The organism is Kitasatospora sp. NPDC086009, assembly GCF_044540385.1.
In the GTDB taxonomy this organism is placed as follows: Bacteria; Actinomycetota; Actinomycetes; order Streptomycetales; family Streptomycetaceae; genus Kitasatospora.
The window spans coordinates 1-18,493 of sequence record NZ_JBITSA010000031.1; the positions used below are offsets into that span (position 1 = coordinate 1).

Sequence of the window (18,493 nt, forward strand, 5' to 3'; positions counted from 1 at the left end):
GCAGCAGCTGGGTGACGTCGTTGCGGTTGCCGCCGGTCAGTGACACCGCGAGCGGGATGCCCTGGGCGTCGACGAGGACGTGGTGCTTGCTGCCCCGTCGTGCGCGGTCGACCGGGCTCGGTCCGCTTTCGGGCCCCTTCGGGCAGCCCGGACGTGGCTGGAGTCGATCACCGCCCGGGACCAGTCGAGCTGCCCAGCGGCCCGGAGCTTTCGCAACAGGACCAGATGGAGCCGGTCCCACACGCCGGCCTCGTTCCAGGCGGCCAGGCGCCGCCAGCAGGTCATGCCCGAGCCGAAGCCGAGCTCCTGGGGCAGGTACTCCCACTGGATGCCGGTGTGCAGCACGAAACAGGATCCCGCACAGCGCCTGCCGGTCCGGAACACGAGGTCGCCCCTGCTTCAGCTTCGGCGCCGGCCCGGGCAACAACGGCTCGATCAAGCGTGATCGTCTGTTTCTAACGGTATGTCGACTATTGCCCTACGATGCCCCTCGGTTTCGGAGGAACCCGACCCGAGGGGCGACGCCCATGCTGAATCTGGCTGAGCTGGGACTGCTCGGTCTCGCCTGCTACCGAGGCACCCAACTGGTAGTACATGACACGATCCTCGACCGCTCCGGGACCGGGTCCTCGACTGGCACGAGGAGAAGCCCGAGTCCAGCACCCGGGACTTGCTGCTCACCCTGATCTCCTGCGCCTACCGCACCGGATGATGGGTGGCCGGCCTACCGGGAGAAGTTCGGCGACGTCAGTTGCCCTACGCCTACCGGGCGCCGTCCGGACACCGGCTCGGGGCTCATTGTCATCCCGTGCCCGGTCGGGCGACGGGCCCTGTGCGCAGAAATTCATCATAGATTTGATGCAGCAGAACTGCATATCGATAGTGGGCGTCGACAACTTCTCGCTCTTCGATGGCCATGCTTTCGCCGAATCGCTCCAGGCGAGAGATGATCCCATCAAGCAACCCCATGACGTCCGCACGGCTCGGCCTGAATATACCCTCATCGACAAAGAGGATCACCTGGGTCACATGTTCGTCGGCGAGGGCTAGGTCGCCATGAATGAGTGCAAGGTTCTCCCCGGCGCGTAAAACATTCTCACCGCGGCGTAGGCTGGGAAACGGCAAGGATCGCCAGAGGGCGTAGCTCTCCATGAAATCCGACAATAGCTCGTTCCTCTCATTAGTCGGCGCCATACCAGAAGCTTACAGGTTTGCCGCCGGGGCCAATGATCCCACCCCTACCCGTCCGGGGGTGCACGTACTTTATCCCTTGCGCACCGTCCGCCAGCGTCTCCAGGTAGGCCTTGAGTCCCCACTTCCCTCCTGGCTGGGCGATTTCTGTCGCCCAGTCTTGCGCATCCTGGAGGTACTGCTCACGCGTAATACCGCGCGCCTTTGCATGCTTGTCCCAGTGGTATTCAAACTGATCCTGAGAGGATCTGCCGCTAGGGTTATGGAAGACGTCGTCGATCTTCTTGGTGCACAATCCCGAATTGTGCACCAGTACGGGCGCCGCGCCAGCGAGTACATAGTACGTGTGGAGGTCCCGTACCGTGAGATTGTAGGCGGCCTGGAGGGTTGCCCGGTGGTCGGTGGCGACGATCTCCACGGCGCCGGCGGACGGCGTCCTCAGTCGGTTCCCGGTTTCGAGGTCGGCTGCGTCGATCCAGGCCTTCGCGGTTTCCGACCAGAAGGGGTGGTGGTCGGTGGCGGTGAGGCTTTGGACGGTGCCGTCCCCGACCTGGATCCGAAGGTCTGTGAACGCTTTGTCGTCGGGTGTGTAGATGACTGCGTCGACCGGGCGGGAAGCGGTTTCGCCGGTGAGTGGGTCAGTGGCAAGGACCTGTTCCCCGGTGGAGACCCGTTCGATCGGCTTGGTGGTTCCGTCGGCCATAAGAACGCGGGTGCCGGGCGGGAAGCTGTTCTTCAGGCAGGACCCGGGGATCCTGGCGAACAGCTTTTTGAGGAAGTCGACGACTTTCCCTGATCCGGGTACCTTCTCAGCCCATTTGGCGAGTTTGGCGATCGCTAGCGCGTCGCCGGCGAGGGGGATAGCCCCGGCGCAGGCGAGCAGGGCGTTCTCGACGTCCTTCTGCAGGCCGTAGAGGCCGCAGTTGATCAGGTCGGCAATGTCCCCGAAGCCGGGGAAGAACCCGGCGACGTCGAGGAGCTTGTGAAGCCCGTCTATCCCCTCGTCGAGGACCTTGTCGACCAGGTCGCCGAGCCAACCGCCCGAACTGTCGTCCCTGGCCTGCTTGCGCAGTTCCGCCTCGATGGCGGCGAGGGCGTCCTGCTTCTGCTGTTCGGCCCGCTGTTTCGCTTCGGCGCCGCGGTTCTCGGCGGCGCGGCGGGCGGCCTCCTGCTCGGCCGTGACCATGTCGGTGTAGGACTTGAAGGCCTGGAGCCAGGCCTTTGCGGCGGTCTCGAAGTCCTGACCGGCCTCCTGCGCGGCGGTCCGGGCCGTCGCTGCGGACTCGTAGGCGCTCTCGGCGGACCAGCTCGCCCATGAAGCCGAGGCCTGGGCCTGCCGGGAGGAGTACTCGGCCGACGCCTGCGCCCGGCGCGCGCTTCCCTCGGCGGCCGTGGCGGTCCGGGCCGCGGCGGCGGCGCTGTTGGCGCTGGCCTCGGCCTGTTGGGCCTTCGCGCGGGCGTCGGCGGCGTAGCCAGCTGCGCGGTCGGCGTGCTGGCGGGCCTGGACGGCGTAGCCGTTGGCCTCGGCGGCCGCCTGGCGGGCGATGGCGGCGGCCTGAGCGGCCTCGGCGGCGCTCTGCTGGGCGTAGGCGGCGACGGCGGAGGCTTCGGCGATAAGGCGCTGAATCTCGGCGATATGGGTGGCGGCGAGTTGGTCCTTGCGCGCGGCGGTGTACTGCCCGGTCTCGACGAAGGCGCGCAGGACTGTCGGCGGTCCTTCGAGGGCGATGCGTGCGGCGGCCTTGACCTCGGGGCCGCCGGTGCTGGCGAGTTGGGTGGCTTGGACCTGGTCGTCGCTGATCTGGGCGGTGTAGCGGCCGCGGGTGAGGAAGTCGCGCAGACCGGTGAGCGGGCCGTTGAGGGCGGCGCGTGCGGCCTGTTGCACGCCGGGGCCGCTGCTCGCGACGAGCTGGGTGACGCTGATCTGGAGGTCGGGCGCGGCCACCTGGTACTGGCCGGTGTTCAGGAACGCGGTGACCGCGGGCGGGCCATCCGTGAGGGCCTGGCTGGCGGCGGCGCGCACGGCCGGTAGTTCGGAGTTGATGGCGAGGGCGCTCGCGCGTTCGCGCTCGTCCATCTCGATGGCCCGGCGGCGTCCGGTCGTCAGGTACTCCAGGACGGCACTGTCCGGGCCGGAGAGTGCGGCGCGGGCGGCGGCGGTTCCCCAGGCGTCCGAGATCTGCATCGAGAGCAGAGCCAGCTTGCGTCCGTCCGTCACGATGCGCGCCGTGTCGGCGCCCGGCTGCACGAGCGCGGCGGCCAGGCGATCAGCCTCGTCCTTGACCCGGCGAATTTGCTGGACGGCCTCGCCCGCTGCGGCCTGCTTGGTCTCGTAGGCGGCCTTGGCATCCCTCGCCTTCTCCACCGCCGCGGCGGTGCGGGAGTTGAGGTCTTCCGCTTCCGCACGCCGCGCGAGGTCCTGCACCGCATTGGCCGCGTCGACGGCGTCGCTCGACTCCTTGGCGGCCACCTGTGCGGCGTCCGCATGGGCGGTGGCCACCTGCGCGGCCTGGGACGCCTCGGTCGCGTGCTGCGCCGCTTCGTCGGCGGCGGCTGCCGCGGCGCGGGCGTGGGTGGCGGCGGATGCGGCCAGGGTCCGGGCACTGGCGGCGGCCTTCGCCGCGTCCGCCGCCAGTGCCCTGGCGGCGCCGGCGGCGCGTGCGGCTTCCTGGGCGTGGCGGCGGGTGGCTGCGGCGGCGGCTTTCGCCCGGGCCGACTGCGCGCCGGCCTGGCCCGCGAAGTCGCCGGCCTGATCGGCGGAGTCGGCGGAGGCCAGCGCGTTGCGGCCGGCGCTCTCTGCGGCGTCGGCCGCGTCCCGGCCGGCCGCTGCGGCGGCGTTGGCCTGGGTCAGCGCTTGGGCGGAGACTTCTGCGGCGGCTGCCGCGGTGGCGGCGGCGGTCGCCGCCTGGGCTGCGGCGCCCGCCCGCGAGCGGTCGGAGACGGCGGCCGCGGCGGCTGACCGTGCGTTGGACGCGGCCTGCGCGGCGCCGGCCGCGGCGTACGCGGCCTGGGAGGCGGCACTGGCGGCGGCGCGCGCCGAGTTCGTCGCCGCCTGTGAGGCCTTCACGGCGGTTTGCGCGGCGCGACCGGCCCGCTCCGTGGCATCGGCCGCCCGTGCGGCGGCCGCCGCAGCCTTGACGCTGTCGTTGCGCGCGGCCTCCGTCTCCGCGGCCGCCCTCGCCGTTGCTTCCTTTGCCAGGGCGGCGGCAGCCAGTGCCTGCGCGGCGGACGCCTTCGCCGCCTCGGTCTCACGGACCGCCTGGGCGCCGGCCTCCTGGGCCTGTTGGGCCAGCTGGGCCACGGTGGTGCGCTCCGCGTCGCGGGCGCGGGCGACGTGCTGGCCGACGGTGAGGAACTCATGGACGTCGTCGGCTGTGCCGTTGATCGCCAGGCGGGCGGCGGCCTGCGTGTTGGGTCCGCCCTGGCTGAGGATCTGGACCAGTTGTACGCGGTCGTCGGCGTCCCGGGCCGTGTACTGGCCGTCGTTCAGGAACGCGTCGACGTCGTCCTCAGTACCGTTGAGCGCGGCCTGCCCGGCCTCCCTGACGCCCGGTCCGGCCCCGTTCATCAGCTGGGCGACCCGGACCTGCTGGTCGGCCTTCAGCGGTTCACGCCATCCCCCGTCGAGAAACGCCGCGAGTTCCTGGGGCGTACCGGCCAGCGCCCGGCGCGCCGCCTCCTGCACGCCGGCCCCTCCTGCGGAGTGGATCTGGGCCGCGGCGACCTGGTCGTCCTGGATCCGGGCAGGTACCTGCTCGCTGTCCAGGAAGTGGCGCACGTCGGCATCCGAGCCGGTAAGCGCGGCCTCCGCCGCGGCCTTGACCCCGGGGCCACCCTCCTGCCAGAAGAGCACCACCCGGGCGCGGTCCGTCAATGGCGCCGGCTGCCCGTCGCCGTCGGTCGCCGTGGCGGGGTTGGTCCCCAACAGCCCCGCGACGAGGGCCAGCGGCAGCATCCCCAGCCACACCCGGCCCATGCCCGCCAGCACCCGGCGTCGCCTTCTGCGCATGGCGAAGCCACCCCACCCGTGCGTCACGAGAACCCCCCCAATCTCCCTCAGGCCTCGTTCGAGCACGGCCTGGCTATTGGCATCACCTGAGAGCAGAGCACGAATTCACTGGCCCAGTCCAGCCCTGGCAGAAATATTCCGCGCGGCTGGAATCGGAATCCGTGAAAGAAGTTCCCCGCCTCAGTCTCCGAGTGGGCGACAGGAATGCCGAACGCGGAGAACTGGGGCCAATGGTGCTGGCGGGACGGATGAGGCAGGCGGTGACACCTTGCCGGACATCGGGCAGTATGGGCGGCCATACGCGGATTTCCGCACGTGCCGGCGATATCCGGGACCAGGTGGCAATAGCAACTCTTGACTTTCCTTTGATGATCCCCTCAGGGTGGAGGGTGCGTTCTTCGCGTCCCAGCGCCCAGAGATGTCGGCGAAAGAGGACGTGACCTTAGTCCTTTTGACGCCTGCAAACCTGTTCGCATGATCAGTCCAGAAAGGGAATCGGATGAGTCTTCGCATGCGCAGTCGGCTGACAGCTGCCGCTTTTGCCGTCGCTGTCACCTTCACCGCCGTGGCCGCCGCGTCGGCCGACTCCTCCTCAGCCGCCTCCGCCGCCCAGACGGCCCCCGTCGCCGCGTCGGCCACCGCCGACGACGCGACCCCGCCGCCGGCGGTCGAGGACTTCACCTATCCGGGCGCCAGCCCCTTCCCGAACCTGAAGCTCCTCCGGGGCGACGGCCACATCCTCCTCGCCGACTGCAACACCACCACCCAAATCCAGCTCTGGAGCCGGGCCGTCCCCAACCCGGCCGGCGGCCCCTCGGTCTGCTTCCGGGTGAACGGCACCGTCGGCCAGCTCACCCTCGAACTGCCGCAGACCTTCCTCATCCAGACCAACGACCGCGCGGTTCGCGCCAACCTCACCGCCGACGGCGTCGCCCAAACCGTCGACGTGCCCAAGGGCGGCATAACCGGCGTCGGCGAAGGCGTCGGCCAGAAGCCGACCATGCTCGTCGAACTCCGCGTCACCGGCTGACCGGGCGCGCCCCCAACCCCTTACCGAGTCACCCACCGGTCGGAACGGCAACGAAGGAAGCCCATCCCATGTTTCACTTCCGCACACGTACGGCCTGGACGACCGGGGCTGTCACGACCCTCGCCCTGACAGGTGCCCTGCTGGCCGGTACGCCCGCGCCCGCTCTCAGTGGCGACGTCGTGGCGGCGGGGTCCTACGCGTTCACGGCCAAGCTGGACATCGGTGACGGCAAGCGTGCCTGCACCGGCGCGTTGGTCGATCCGTTCTGGGTCGTCACCGCCGCCTCCTGCTTCGCCGACGACCCTGCCCAGCCGACGACCGTCCCTGCCGGTCCGCCGACACTGAAGGCCGTCGTCACCGTCGGCCGCGCCGACCTCACCACCACCACGGGTCAGGTCCGGGACATCGTCGAACTCGTCCCCCGTACCGACCGCGACCTCGTGCTCGCCCGGCTCGCCACTCCCGTCACCGACATCACCCCGGTGGCCGTGGCCACGGCCGCTCCCACCGCCGGTGAGGACCTTCGGGTGACGGGCTACGGCCGCACCAGGACCGAGTGGGTGCCCGACAAGCTCCACAGCGCCCTCTTCACCGTCGGCGCCGTCGCCCCGACCGGCCTCGCCATCACCGCCAAGGCCCCGGCGGACGCCACCGTCTGCAAGGGCGACACCGGCGGCCCCGCACTACGGCAGGTCGGCGACCACTACGAACTCGCCGCCCTCAACAGCCGCTCCTGGCAGAACGGCTGCCTAGGCTCCACCGAAACCACCCGCACCGGCGCCTACAACACCCGGGTAGACGACCTCGGTACCTGGATCCAGCAGACCCGCGCCGTCGACTGGAAGACCCCCCTCGTCAACACCAACAGCGGCGAGTGCCTGGAGATCGACAGCTCCCTCATGACCGATGGCGCCCCCGCCCAGCAGTGGACCTGCCACAGCCTGCCAACCGCCCGCTGGATCTTCCACTGGGCCGGCGACGGCTGGGAGGTACGCAACTCCAACAGCGGCAAGGCCCTGGAGATCGAGGATTCCCTCACTGCCGAAGGCGCCCGCGCCCAACAGTGGACTTTCCACAACATCCCCACCCAGAAGTGGGACCTCGTCAGCGCCGTCGGCGGCTACGCCCTGAAGAACCGCAACAGCGGCAAGGTCCTGGAGATCGACGACTCGCTCAAGACCGACGGCGCCCGCGCCCAGCAGTGGACCTTCTACAACATCCCCACCCAGAAGTGGTCCTTCTCATACTGACTCCCCGGAAGCGTTCAGTGCGTGCGGCACGGGGCCGGCCGGGGACATCGACGTAGGAGTGGGCGGCGGCCAGGCGCCCGCCGTGCAGGTTCAGCAAGCCCGTCCCAGTGACCGAGGCCCACACGCTGTCAAGGCCGCCAGGGCCGACAAAGGGGAGATCCTGATGTTCCGCTCACGCCCACGCGCCACGTGGATAGCCGCGCTGGTCACTGCTGCCACGGCCACGTGTGTCCTGCCTGCCGGTACGCCGGCCGGTGCTGTCGCCGGTGACATCGCGACGGCGGGTTCCTACGCCTTCACCGCCAAACTGGACATCGGCACCGGCGCACGGTCCTGCAGCGGCGCGCTCGTCGACCCGTACTGGATCATCACCGCCGCCGCCTGTTTCGCCGACGACCCTGCCCGGCCGGCGACTGTCCCCGCCGGCCCGCCCGCCCTCAGAACCACCGTCACCGTCGGCCGCACCGACCTCACCACCACGGCGGGCCAGGTCCGGGACGTCGTCGAACTCGTCCCCCGCACCGACCGCGACCTGGTCATGGCGCGCCTGGTCAACCCGGTCATCGACATCACCCCGCTCGCCCTCTCCACCACTGCCCCCACCGCCGGCGAGGACCTTCGGGTGACGGGCTACGGCCGCACCAGGACCGAGTGGGTGCCCGACAAGCTCCACAGCGCCCTCTTCACCGTCGGCGCCGTCGCCCCGACCGGCCTCGCCATCACCGCCAAGGCCCCAGTCGACGCCACCGTCTGCAAGGGCGACACCGGCGGCCCCGCACTACGGCAGGTCGGCGACCACTACGAACTCGCCGCCCTCAACAGCCGTTCCTGGCAGAACGGCTGCCTCGGCTCCACCGAAACCACCCGCACCGGCGCCTACAACACCCGCACCGACGACCTCGGTACCTGGATCCAGCAGACCGCCTCCGCCTGGGCCGCCACCGTCCGGTCCGGGAACCGCGGCACCGTCTACAACCCGGACACCAGGACCGCCGAGATCTTCACACTGCGGACCGACGGCGCCATGATCCACGCCTACAACACCAACGGCGAGGGCTGGTCGGGCTGGCACGTCCTCGGCGACGGCGCGCGGTTCGTCGGCGAACCGGCCGTCGTCCACAACCCGGTCACCAACACCCTGGAGGTGTTCGCGACCGGCACCGACGCATCGATGTACCGGGCCACGTGGAGCCGGGCCACCGGCTGGACCCCGTGGACCCTGACAGGTGACTGGAAGTTCCGCGGCGACCCGACCACCGTCTACAACCCGGACACCAGAACGGCCGAGGTGTTCGCTCTGCGGACCGACGGCGTCATGGCACACCTCTACAACACCAACGGCGAGGGCTGGTCGGGCTGGTACGCGCTGGACCCCGGGGCCCGGTTCGCCGGCGAACCGGCCGTTGTCCAGAATCCGATCACCAACTCGCTCGAGGTGTTCGCCACCGGCACCGACGGCTCGATGTACCGGGCCGCGTGGAGCCGGGCCACCGGCTGGACCCCGTGGACGATGACTGGTGACTGGAAGTTCCGCGGCGACGCCTCCACGGTCTACAACCCGGACACCAGAACGGCCGAGGTGTTCGCTCTGCGGACCGACGGCGTGATGGCGCATCTCTACAACACCAACGGCGAGGGCTGGTCCGGCTGGTACGCCCTCAACCCCGGAGGCGCGTTCGTCGGGGTGCCGGCCGTCCTCCACAACCCGGTCACCAGCACCCTGGAGGTGTTCGCGACCGGCACCGACGCGTCGATGTACCGGGCCACGTGGAGCCGGGCCACCGGCTGGACGCCCTGGACCATGACCGGCAACTGGAAGTTCGGCAGCTCCCCCGCCGCGGTCTACAACCCCGACACCAGAACGGCCGAGGTCTTCGGCCAGGGCACCGACGGCGTCATGGCCCACGCCTACAACACCAACGGCGGTGGCTGGTCCGGCTGGTCCGTGGTCGGCCAGATCCCCGCGACAGGCTGACCGCACCCGTGATCCATCCGCCCGGGACACCAGCAGGTCCAAGAACGGAGAAGAGCCACCTCATGCCTCGCTCACGCCCACGCTCGGCGTGGATGACCGGGACGGTCACGACCGTCGCCCTGACAGCTGCCCTGCTGGCCGGTACGCCCGCGCCCGCTCTCAGCGGTGACGCCGCGCCGGCCGGTGCCTTCGCGTTCACGGCCAAGCTCGACATCGGCGACGGCAAACGCGCCTGCACCGGTGCCCTGGTCGACCCGTTCTGGGTCGTCACCGCCGCCTCCTGCTTCGCCGACAATCCCGCCCAGCCGGCAACCGTCCCCGCCGGCCCGCCCGCACTCAGGACCACCGCCACGGTCGGACGTACCGACCTCACCACCACGGCGGGCCAGGTCCGTGACATCGCCGAACTCGTCCCCCGCACCGACCGCGACCTGGTCATGGCGCGCCTGGTCAACCCGGTCATCGACATCACCCCGCTCGCCCTCTCCACCACTGCCCCCACCGCCGGCGAGGAACTCCGGGTGACGGGCTACGGCCGCACCAGGACCGAGTGGGTGCCCGACAAGCTCCACAGCGCCCTCTTCACCGTCGGTGGCGTCGACCCGACCGGCCTCGCCATCACCGCCAAGGCGCCCACGGACGCCACCGTCTGCAAGGGCGACACCGGCGGCCCCGCACTACGGCAGGTCGGCGACCACTACGAACTCGCCGCCCTCAACAGCCGCTCCTGGCAGAACGGCTGCCTCGGCTCCACCGAAACCACCCGCACCGGCGCCTACAACACCCGCACCGACGACCTCGGCGACTGGATCAAGTTCGTCCGCTCCAGCACGATGCCGCCCCAGGCCCCCGGTGTCCTGCGCTGGTTCCTCTCCGACTCGGCCCAGTCGAACGTCTCCACCCGGGCCACGTTCGACTTCGGGACGAGCCCGATGATCCCGCTGGCGGGCAACTGGGACGGCATCGGCGGGGACACCCCGGGCGCCTACGACCCCACCACCGCCCACTTCTACCTGACGAACTCGCTCGACGGCGGCCCCAGCACCACCGACTTCGGATTCGGCGACCGGGGCGATGTCCCCGTCGTCGGGCGGTGGGACGGCGGACGCACCAGCGAAGTGGGGATCTACCGCCCGAGCACCGCCGAGTTCCACCTGCGCCACCACGACGGCACCGTGACGTCCTTCAGGCTGGGCAACGGCGGCAACTGGAAGCCGATCGCCGGGGACTGGACACACAAGGGATTCGACACCCCGGGGCTGTTCGACCCCGACACCGCCACCTTCTACCTCGTGAACTCCATCCACGACGGCGAGGCCGACATCACGTTCACGTTCGGCGCGCGGGGGGACACGCCCCTCACCGGCGACTGGAACGGCAGCGGCACCACCCAGGTCGGCGTCTACCAGACCACCGGCAGCGCCTTCCACTTCCGCGGCGCCGCCCCCGACGGCTCCACTACCTCCGTCTCCTACGGCGACAGCGGCTTCCCGGTCACCGGCGACTGGAGCGGCAGCGGCAAGTCGACCCAGGGCATCGTCGTCCCCGGCCGGTGAAGCGCCGCCCACCCGCCCGGACCGACACCGTGGACACCAGAAGCCGCCAGCCGTGGAACAGCCGGACCAGCCCCCGCCCGGGGCGTGGTCCGATCAGGCCCGGGGGCCCACCGCCATCCCGGCATCGATGTGAGAAATGATCTTCGGAGTGATGGGAACGCCCACGTCGCCGGGCTGGTGTCGCTGCAGGTCAACGGATTCTGTCGGGTGGCCTCGACGACCTCCGCGGAGTCCCACCCGGCACCCCACCCCTCCGGCCCAGCCCCGCTCCGCACCTGATGCCACGACCCGCGGAGCCTCGGACCCGGTCACAGCCGTGCGGCCGTGCGGACCAGGCCGGCCAGCGCGAGGGAGCGGCTGTGCGCGGGCCAGGCGATGTGGGTCACCACGGAAGGTGCGTCGACCAAGGGAACGGCCGCGTGCTCGGCCCACAGCCAGGAGCGGGCGGAGTCGGGGACGACCGCCACGGTGCGTCCGAGGGCGATCAGCTGGGCCAGTTGTGTCTGGTTGTGGATCTCGGGGCCGGGGCCGGGTGCGTAGGTGCCGCGGGTGGGCCAGCGGGCGAGCGGCAGACCGGGGACGTCCCTGACATCGGCCAGCGACAAGGTCTCGCGGGCGGCGAGGGGGTGCCCGGCAGGCAGGACGGCGACCTGCCCCTCCGCCGCCAGTACCTCGCTGTCGAACCCGGCGAGGGAGTTCCACGGTGTGTACATGAGCGCGACATCGGCGCGTCCGTCGCGCAGCATCTCCTCCTGCTCGCAGATCCCGCCCGGCAGCACCTCGATCTCGGCACTGTCGGGCTCGGCCGCGTAGGCGTCGAGAAGCTTCCGCAGCAGTTCATGGGAGGCTGCGGCCTTCACCGCGAGGACCAGGCGGTCGCGGGGGCCGCCGGGGCTGTCGGCACCGCCGGCGCGCCGGGTTCGGCGAGCGGCGGCGACGGTCGCGTCGAGGGCCGCTCGGCCCTCGTGCAGCAGCACCTCCCCCGCACCGGTCAGGCGGACGCCACGGCGGTTGCGCTCCAGCAGACAGACTCCCAGGCGCCGTTCGAGCTGCTGGATCGCCCGCGACAGCGGCGGCTGGGCCAGGCCGAGGCGCTCGGCGGCGCGTCCGAAGTGCAGTTCCTCGGCGACGGCCACGAAGTACCTCAACTCGCGGGTTTCCAGGGTGTCCACGGCCGCAGCTTACGCGGTGATACCCGGCAGGTATGACAGCACACCGTATCGGTGTTGGCCACGCCTTTCGTCCGAGGACCACCATCATCAGCATGAGCGAAACGATGATCGCGCTGGTGACCGGCGCGAACAAGGGCATTGGGTACGAGATAGCGGCCGGGCTGGGCGGTCTCGGGTACCGCGTGGGCGTGGGAGCCCGTGACGAGGCCCGTCGCGAAACCGCCGTCGGCACACTGCGCGCCCTCGGCGTGGACGCGTTCGGGGTGCCGCTGGACGTGACCGACGACCGCAGCGTCACCGATGCGGCGGAGCTGGTCGAACGGCTGGCCGGACGCCTGGACGCCCTGGTCAACAATGCCGGGATCTCGGGCGAGATGGGCCCCGGGTGGGAGCAGGACCCGACCGCGCTCGATCTGGAAGTGCTCCGCACGGTGGTGGACACCAACGTCATGGGTGTCGTCCGGGTGACCAACGCGATGCTGCCGCTGCTGCGGCGCTCCGCCTCGCCACGCATCGTCAACGTCTCCAGCAGCGTCGGCTCCCTGACCCGGCAGGCGGACCCCGACACCGAGGTCGGTCCGATCATGGCGGCCTACGCTCCGTCGAAATCCTTCCTCAACGCCCTCACGCTGCAGTACGCCCGGCGGTTCGCCGGCACCGGCATCCTCGTCAACGCCGCCTGCCCGGGCCTGGTCGCCACCGACTTCACAGGCTTCCACGGACCCCGAACCCCCGCCCAGGGCGCGGCTACAGCGATCCGGCTCGCCACACTGCCCGACGGCGGCCCGAGCGGTTCGTTCTTCGAGGACGACGGCGTCGTCCCCTGGTGACCGGCCCACCGAGGCGAACAGGTCGACGGCTTCCTGGCGACGCCCGCGGCGTTGGCGTGTACGGGGTGGGAGGGTGCATGGTGTCACCATGTCCGAACGCCGCGACCGCCGCCGTCTTCACGCCCGCGCCCGAGCTCTCGGGGTACCCATCGAGCAGGCCGGCCGCCGCGCCTCCCTGCGCAGGCCCGGACCGCCGACCGCGGAACCCGTGTGGCCGCGTACCGCGATTCCTGACCGGGACGAGGCTCCTGCCGTCGTCCGGGCGGTGCCTCCGGTGGCGGTGGCGTGCTGCACGGTCTCGCGCGACCGGCAGGTCACGGACGGCGGGACGGTGGTCGTACTGACCCGCCACAGGGCCGACTGTCCGATCTGGTCCGCCCGCTGAGCAGACCGAACAGCAGGGATTCCGCGGTGGCGTGAACGTCGTGCGCCGCCGCGGGGACGTCGTCCACCGGCCGACGTCCGCGGCGACACCGGCGATCCACCGGCTGCTGCGGCACGTTCGCGACCAGGGATTCCGCCGTGCACCAGAGCCCCGTGGCTTCGACGCCGACGGCAACGAGCTGCTCACCTTCCTCGACGGCGAAGTGCCTGGCGGGCCCGGTGGCGCGACGCGGACGACCTCGCCGCCGCGATCGACCGGCTGCCCGACACCGACGGACCGCTGACCGTCGACCTCCGTGCGGTCGAGTACCTCGACCGCACGGGCCTCACCGTCCTCTTCGCCCGTGCCCACCGGATCCAGTTGATCGCGGGCGGACCCGGCCCCTCCCCCGCCGCCTGCGCAACGGCTGACCACCGGGGGTGACCGGTCCCGGCGCTCCGGCTCCCCTGCCCACGTCGTCACACTCGCGCGGCCCGCCGGTAACGCCGGGGCCTGACGTCCACCCGATGGTCACCAGCCCGAGACACGCCTGCAAAACCACCGTCATGACGATGCGTCACCCTTGAGGTCAAAGGACGAAGACCGAAAGGAACCATGAAATGAGCGACTACTTCGCACTCGTCACGGCCCTGGCCCCCCTCCCCGCCCACGTCCACGCCGACAACGGCTCGGGCCCACCGCCCCGGCTGACCGGCCACCAGGCGGACCGGCTCGCCGGCATGGCGAAGCACGACGGCGCCACGACCACCGTCCGGCGCCGGCGCCGCCCCTTCGGCCGGCGGCCGTCCTTCGCGTAGCACCGCCGGCCGGGCGCCGGTTCGCCGGGCGGCTGCGGCCCGGACACGGGTGGCGGACCTGGCCGCGACGGCGGACCCGCCGCCACGCCGCCGGGCTCCGTGGTGCGGCTTCCCGCTTGGGAGCCGACGCGGGCTTCTCCGAGAGGGGAGCACCTCCTACTGTCCGATTTGCGTGTTTATAGGCACTTTATGGGTAGACGGTGGAGGACTCACTCACCCATTCGGAGGCCATCATGGCGTCGACCCACCGCGCACCCATCGAGGAGCACCCCGACCTGATGGAGCTGCGCGCCCGGCACGACCGCGCCGCCGCCACGCCACGTGCGCAGATGATCGAGGCGCTCGCCCTCGTCACCGGCCTGTACCTGGCGGCGTCGCCCTGGATCTGCGGTTTCAACGGCTTCACCACCCTGGCCGTCACCAACCTCATCACCGGCATCGCCTACGCCCTGCTCCTGGGCGGCCTCGGCAGCTCCTACGAGCGGACCCACTCCATGGCCTGGGCCGCCGCCGCGCTCGGCATCTGGACCTGCGTCGCCCCCTGGGTCGTCGCCGGCGACGTCGCCCACACCCGCTCCATCACCAGCAACCTCATCACCGGCGCCATCGCCACCCTCCTCGCCCTCGCAGCCGCCTCCGCCGCCCGCGACCGCGCGACCACCGGGCAGGCGACCGGCAACCGCCGCAACCGCCCCATGCCGGGGCTCGACGACCGCTGACACCGGCAAGACCGGCAACCCCACCCGCCGCCGGGAGGACGACCACTCTCCACCTCCTCCCGGCGGCATTCGCACGCCACCACGCCACCACAGCGGAAGGCCGAGCGCGGCGCCCGGGGGCACCGGCCCGGGCCGGTGCCCCCGGCCCGGTGCCGGTGGTCAGGAGCGTGGTGGCAGCCGGTGGAGCCGCACCTCGGTGAGGTGGCCGTCGTCCGCGCGGGCGGTCAGGTAGGTGGCGAAGGGCTGGCGCCGCCGGTCCGTCGGAGAGCCGGGGTTGAGCAGGCGCAGGCCGCTGGGGGCCTGGCTGTCCCACGGGATGTGGCTGTGTCCGAAGACCAGGACGTCCGCGTCGGGGAAGCGCGAGCCGCACCGCTGGTCGCGTCCCCCGGCGGGGCCCGTCTCGTGGACGACCGCGAAGCGCAGGCCCACCAGTTCGACCCGGGCCACTTCGGGCAGTCGTGCGCGCAGCACCGGCCCGTCGTTGTTGCCGTGGACGGCGACCAGTCGCCGGGCCCTGGCCTCGAACAGGTCGAGCGTGGCGGTGTCGACCCAGTCCCCGGCGTGGATCACCACGTCGGCCTCGTCGAGGGCGCGCAGCAGCGGGGCGGGCAGGGAGCGCGCCCGAGTGGGGACGTGGGTGTCGGAGGTGAGGAGCAGTCGCATGGTCGCGGGTTCCGACTCGGTTCAGGGGGCCAGGAGGGAGCGCAGGGCGTGCGGCAGGATTCCGCCGTGCCGGTAGTACTCGGCCTCGGTGGGGGTGTCGAGACGGACGCGGGCGGTGAAGCGGGTGGTGCCCGCCGGTCCGCTCGCCTCGATGTCGACGGTGTCGGACAGTTCGGCGACCCTGTGGACGGCGTAGGTCTCCTCGCCGGTGAGTCCCAGCGTTCGGGCGCTGTCGCCGTGTCGGAACTGGAGGGGCAGCACGCCCATGCCGACCAGGTTGGAGCGGTGGATGCGTTCGAAGGACTCTGCCAGCACGGCCTTGACGCCGAGCAGCGCGGTGCCCTTGGCCGCCCAGTCGCGGGAGGACCCGGAGCCGTACTCCTTGCCGGCGACGATCAGGAGGGGGACGCCTTCTTCGGCGTAGCGCACGGCGGCCGCGTGGATCGTGGTCTGCTCCCCGTCGGGCAGGTGACGGGTGAAGCCGCCCTCGGTGCCGGGTGCCAGCAGGTTGCGCAGGCGGACGTTGGCGAAGGTGCCGCGGATCATCACCTCGTGGTTGCCGCGGCGGGAGCCGTAGGAGTTGAAGTCCCTCGGGGCCACGCCGTGGGCCCGCAGGTATTCGCCGGCGGGCGAGTCGGGCCGGATCGCACCCGCCGGCGAGATGTGGTCGGTGGTGACCGAGTCGCCCAGCAGGGCGAGGACGCGGGCGCGTGTCAGGTCACGCAGGGGCGGCGGGCGATCGGGCAGGTCCTGGAAGTACGGCGGGCACCGGACGTAGGTGGAGTCGGCGTCCCAGGCGAACAGGTCGCTGCGGGGATCGGGCAGGGCCTGCCAGCGTTCGTCGCCGGCGAAGAGGTCGGCGTAGCCGGCCTTGAACATGTCGGGCCGCAGGCTGGCGGCGATCACCTGTTGGATCTCCTGCGGCTCGGGCCAGATGTCCCGCAGGCGCACGGGCCGGCCGTCGTCACCGGTGCCGAGCGGGTCACGGGTGAGGTCGACGGCCATCGAGCCGGCGAGGGCGTAGGCGACGACCAGCGGCGGGGAGGCGAGGTAGTTGAGCTTGACCTCGGGGTGGATGCGGCCCTCGAAGTTCCGGTTGCCGGACAGGACGGACGCGACGGTGAGGTCCTCGGCGGCCACCGTCCGCGAGACCTCGTCGATCAGCGGTCCGGAGTTGCCGATGCAGGTGGTGCAGCCGTAGCCGACCAGGTCGAAGCCGAGCGTCTCCAGGGCCGGCAGCAGTCCGGCGTGCGCGAGGTAGTCCATCACGATCCGTGAGCCCGGCGCGAGGCTGGTCTTCACCCACGGCCTGGAACGCAGCCCGCGCTCGACGGCCTTCCGGGCGAGCAGCCCGGCGGCCACCATCACCTGCGGGTTGGAGGTGTTGGTGCACGAGGTGATGGCGGCGATGACCACCGCGCCGTGGCCGAGCCGGTCGACGGTGCCGTCCGGCCCCGCGGCGCAGACGTGGCCGGGCGGCGGGGGCGGTGTCTCACCGGCCCGGGGTACCCGCGTCGGTTCGGCCGGCCGGTCCCCGGGGTGGTCGCCGGTCACCGACAGCGGATCCGAGGCCGGGAAGGACTCCTCGTCGCCCTCGTCCACGCCGGCCGGCGCACCGGCGTCCGGGGTGTCGCCCCGGCCGAGGGCGGCGAACAGCGCCGCGGGCGCCTCGGGCAGCGCGATGCGGTCCTGTGGCCGCTTCGGCCCGGCGATCGAGGGGACGACGGCCGACAGGTCGATGTCCAGGGTTTCGCTGTAGTCGGCGGTGTGCCCGGGGTCGTGCCACAGCCCCTGCTCCTTGGCGTACGCCTCCACCAGCGCCACGTGCCGCTCGTCGCGGCCGGTGAGCCGCAGGTAGGCGAGCGTCTCGGCGTCGATCGGGAAGATCGCGCAGGTGGCGCCGTACTCGGGGCTCATGTTTCCGATGGTGGCCCGGTTGGCCACCGGCACCTCGGCGACGCCCGGTCCGTGGAATTCGACGAAGGAGCCGACCACGCCGTGGGCCCGCAACCGCTCGGCGATCGTCAGTACGAGGTCGGTGGCGGTGCTGCCGGACGGCAGTGCCCCGCTGAGCCGCACGCCCACGACCCTGGGGACGAGCATGCTCACCGGGCGGCCGAGCATCGCGGCCTCGGCCTCGATCCCTCCGACGCCCCAGCCCAGCACGCCGAGCCCGTTGACCATCGGCGTGTGGGAGTCGGTGCCGACGAGGGTGTCCGGGAAGGCCAGCCCGTCCTCGTCGAAGACCACCCGGGCCAGGTGCTCCAGGTTGACCTGGTGGCAGATGCCGGTCCCCGGCGGGACGACGCGCAGGTTCCGCAGCGCGCCCTGTCCCCATCGCAGGAACTCGTAGCGTTCCCGGTTCCGTTCGTATTCGAGTTCCACGTTCCGGCCGAAGGCCTCCGGTGAGCCGAAGCGGTCGGCGACGACGGAGTGGTCGATCACCAGCTCGACGGGCCGGCGGGTGTCGATCAGGGCCGGATCACCGCCGCGTTCGGTCATCGCCTCCCGCATCGCGACCAGGTCCACCAGGCACGGCACTCCGGTGAAGTCCTGCATCAGCACCCGCGCGGGCGTGAACTGGATCTCCGTCGCCGGCTCGGCGTGCGGGTCCCAGTCGGCGACCGCGCTGATCTGGTCACGAGTGACGGCGTGCCCGTCCTCGTTGCGCAGCAGGTTCTCCAGCAACACCTTGAGGCTGTACGGCAGCCGTCCAGCACCGGGTACCGCGTCGAGCCGGTAGAGCGAGCGGGACGAGCCGAGGGCCTCGAAGGTCCCCTGGGCGGCGAAGCTGTCCGATGGCATGGCGTGACCTCCCGCGGGTGCGGCGGTCCCCGCCGACCGGGGGCCGCAGGCGGCGGCTACCCGGGTGCGGCGGGGTCAACCGGAGGGGGCGCCGCCGTCGGCGCCCGGATG

At 71.5% G+C, this 18,493-nt stretch carries 13 protein-coding genes and 1 pseudogene; 8 read left to right on the forward strand and 6 right to left on the reverse strand.

What is annotated here, in order from left to right; all coding sequences use genetic code 11:
- From ACIF6L_RS37005 to ACIF6L_RS37015, 3 genes and pseudogenes are all read right to left on the reverse strand, one after another.
- Nucleotides 1-439: pseudogene (locus ACIF6L_RS37005) on the reverse strand (IS5 family transposase); the annotation flags it as partial.
- A 362-nt stretch (nucleotides 440-801) separates the two neighbouring features.
- A complete protein-coding gene (locus ACIF6L_RS37010) occupies nucleotides 802-1,152 on the reverse strand; it encodes a hypothetical protein (RefSeq protein ID WP_329491864.1) in 351 nt (116 codons plus the stop codon).
- A gap of 28 nt (nucleotides 1,153-1,180) precedes the next feature.
- On the reverse strand, nucleotides 1,181-5,179 hold the full coding sequence (locus tag ACIF6L_RS37015; RefSeq protein WP_396491738.1) for a polymorphic toxin-type HINT domain-containing protein: 3,999 nt from the start codon (nucleotides 5,177-5,179) through the stop codon (nucleotides 1,181-1,183).
- Between the two features lie 532 nt (nucleotides 5,180-5,711).
- On the opposite strand from ACIF6L_RS37015, the gene ACIF6L_RS37020 reads away from it, so the two are divergent.
- The 4 genes from ACIF6L_RS37020 to ACIF6L_RS37035 all read left to right on the forward strand — a co-directional run bounded on the left by ACIF6L_RS37020 (nucleotide 5,712) and on the right by ACIF6L_RS37035 (nucleotide 11,011).
- Complete coding sequence (locus tag ACIF6L_RS37020; protein WP_359838131.1) at nucleotides 5,712-6,230, forward strand: hypothetical protein; 519 nt, start codon at nucleotides 5,712-5,714, stop codon at nucleotides 6,228-6,230.
- Nucleotides 6,231-6,298: 68 nt separating this feature from the next.
- Entirely contained in the window at nucleotides 6,299-7,480 is a 1,182-nt protein-coding gene (locus ACIF6L_RS37025; RefSeq protein WP_396491739.1) for an RICIN domain-containing protein, read from the forward strand.
- A 163-nt stretch (nucleotides 7,481-7,643) separates the two neighbouring features.
- Complete coding sequence (locus tag ACIF6L_RS37030) at nucleotides 7,644-9,455, forward strand: trypsin-like serine protease (protein WP_396491740.1); 1,812 nt, start codon at nucleotides 7,644-7,646, stop codon at nucleotides 9,453-9,455.
- A gap of 92 nt (nucleotides 9,456-9,547) precedes the next feature.
- Entirely contained in the window at nucleotides 9,548-11,011 is a 1,464-nt protein-coding gene (locus tag ACIF6L_RS37035; protein WP_396491741.1) for a S1 family peptidase, read from the forward strand.
- Between the two features lie 308 nt (nucleotides 11,012-11,319).
- Here the strand turns inward: ACIF6L_RS37035 and ACIF6L_RS37040 are convergent, their stop codons facing one another.
- Nucleotides 11,320-12,183 carry a LysR family transcriptional regulator gene (locus ACIF6L_RS37040; RefSeq protein WP_329491858.1) on the reverse strand — a complete coding sequence of 288 codons (864 nt, stop codon included), beginning with the start codon at nucleotides 12,181-12,183 and terminating at the stop codon, nucleotides 11,320-11,322.
- Nucleotides 12,184-12,275: 92 nt separating this feature from the next.
- Between ACIF6L_RS37040 and ACIF6L_RS37045 the strand changes: the two genes are divergently transcribed.
- The 4 genes from ACIF6L_RS37045 to ACIF6L_RS37060 all read left to right on the forward strand — a co-directional run bounded on the left by ACIF6L_RS37045 (nucleotide 12,276) and on the right by ACIF6L_RS37060 (nucleotide 14,914).
- The gene (locus ACIF6L_RS37045) at nucleotides 12,276-13,013 is read left to right on the forward strand and encodes an SDR family oxidoreductase (RefSeq protein WP_329491857.1); all 738 of its coding nucleotides are present in this window, start codon (nucleotides 12,276-12,278) and stop codon (nucleotides 13,011-13,013) included.
- A gap of 416 nt (nucleotides 13,014-13,429) precedes the next feature.
- Entirely contained in the window at nucleotides 13,430-13,681 is a 252-nt protein-coding gene (locus ACIF6L_RS37050) for a hypothetical protein (protein ID WP_396491742.1), read from the forward strand.
- Between the two features lie 316 nt (nucleotides 13,682-13,997).
- A complete protein-coding gene (locus ACIF6L_RS37055) occupies nucleotides 13,998-14,195 on the forward strand; it encodes a hypothetical protein (protein ID WP_396491743.1) in 198 nt (65 codons plus the stop codon).
- Between the two features lie 233 nt (nucleotides 14,196-14,428).
- Nucleotides 14,429-14,914, forward strand: a complete 486-nt coding sequence (locus tag ACIF6L_RS37060; protein WP_396491744.1) for an SPW repeat protein — start codon at nucleotides 14,429-14,431, stop codon at nucleotides 14,912-14,914.
- Between the two features lie 159 nt (nucleotides 14,915-15,073).
- Here ACIF6L_RS37060 and ACIF6L_RS37065 read toward each other — a convergent pair whose 3' ends face one another.
- Together ACIF6L_RS37065 and ACIF6L_RS37070 are read right to left on the reverse strand one after the other, a co-directional pair.
- Nucleotides 15,074-15,577: a metallophosphoesterase family protein gene (locus ACIF6L_RS37065; protein ID WP_396491745.1), complete on the reverse strand. Its 504-nt coding sequence runs from the start codon at nucleotides 15,575-15,577 to the stop codon at nucleotides 15,074-15,076.
- A gap of 21 nt (nucleotides 15,578-15,598) precedes the next feature.
- Nucleotides 15,599-18,382, reverse strand: a complete 2,784-nt coding sequence (locus tag ACIF6L_RS37070) for an aconitate hydratase (protein ID WP_396491746.1) — start codon at nucleotides 18,380-18,382, stop codon at nucleotides 15,599-15,601.
- Nucleotides 18,383-18,493 lie beyond the last annotated feature (111 nt).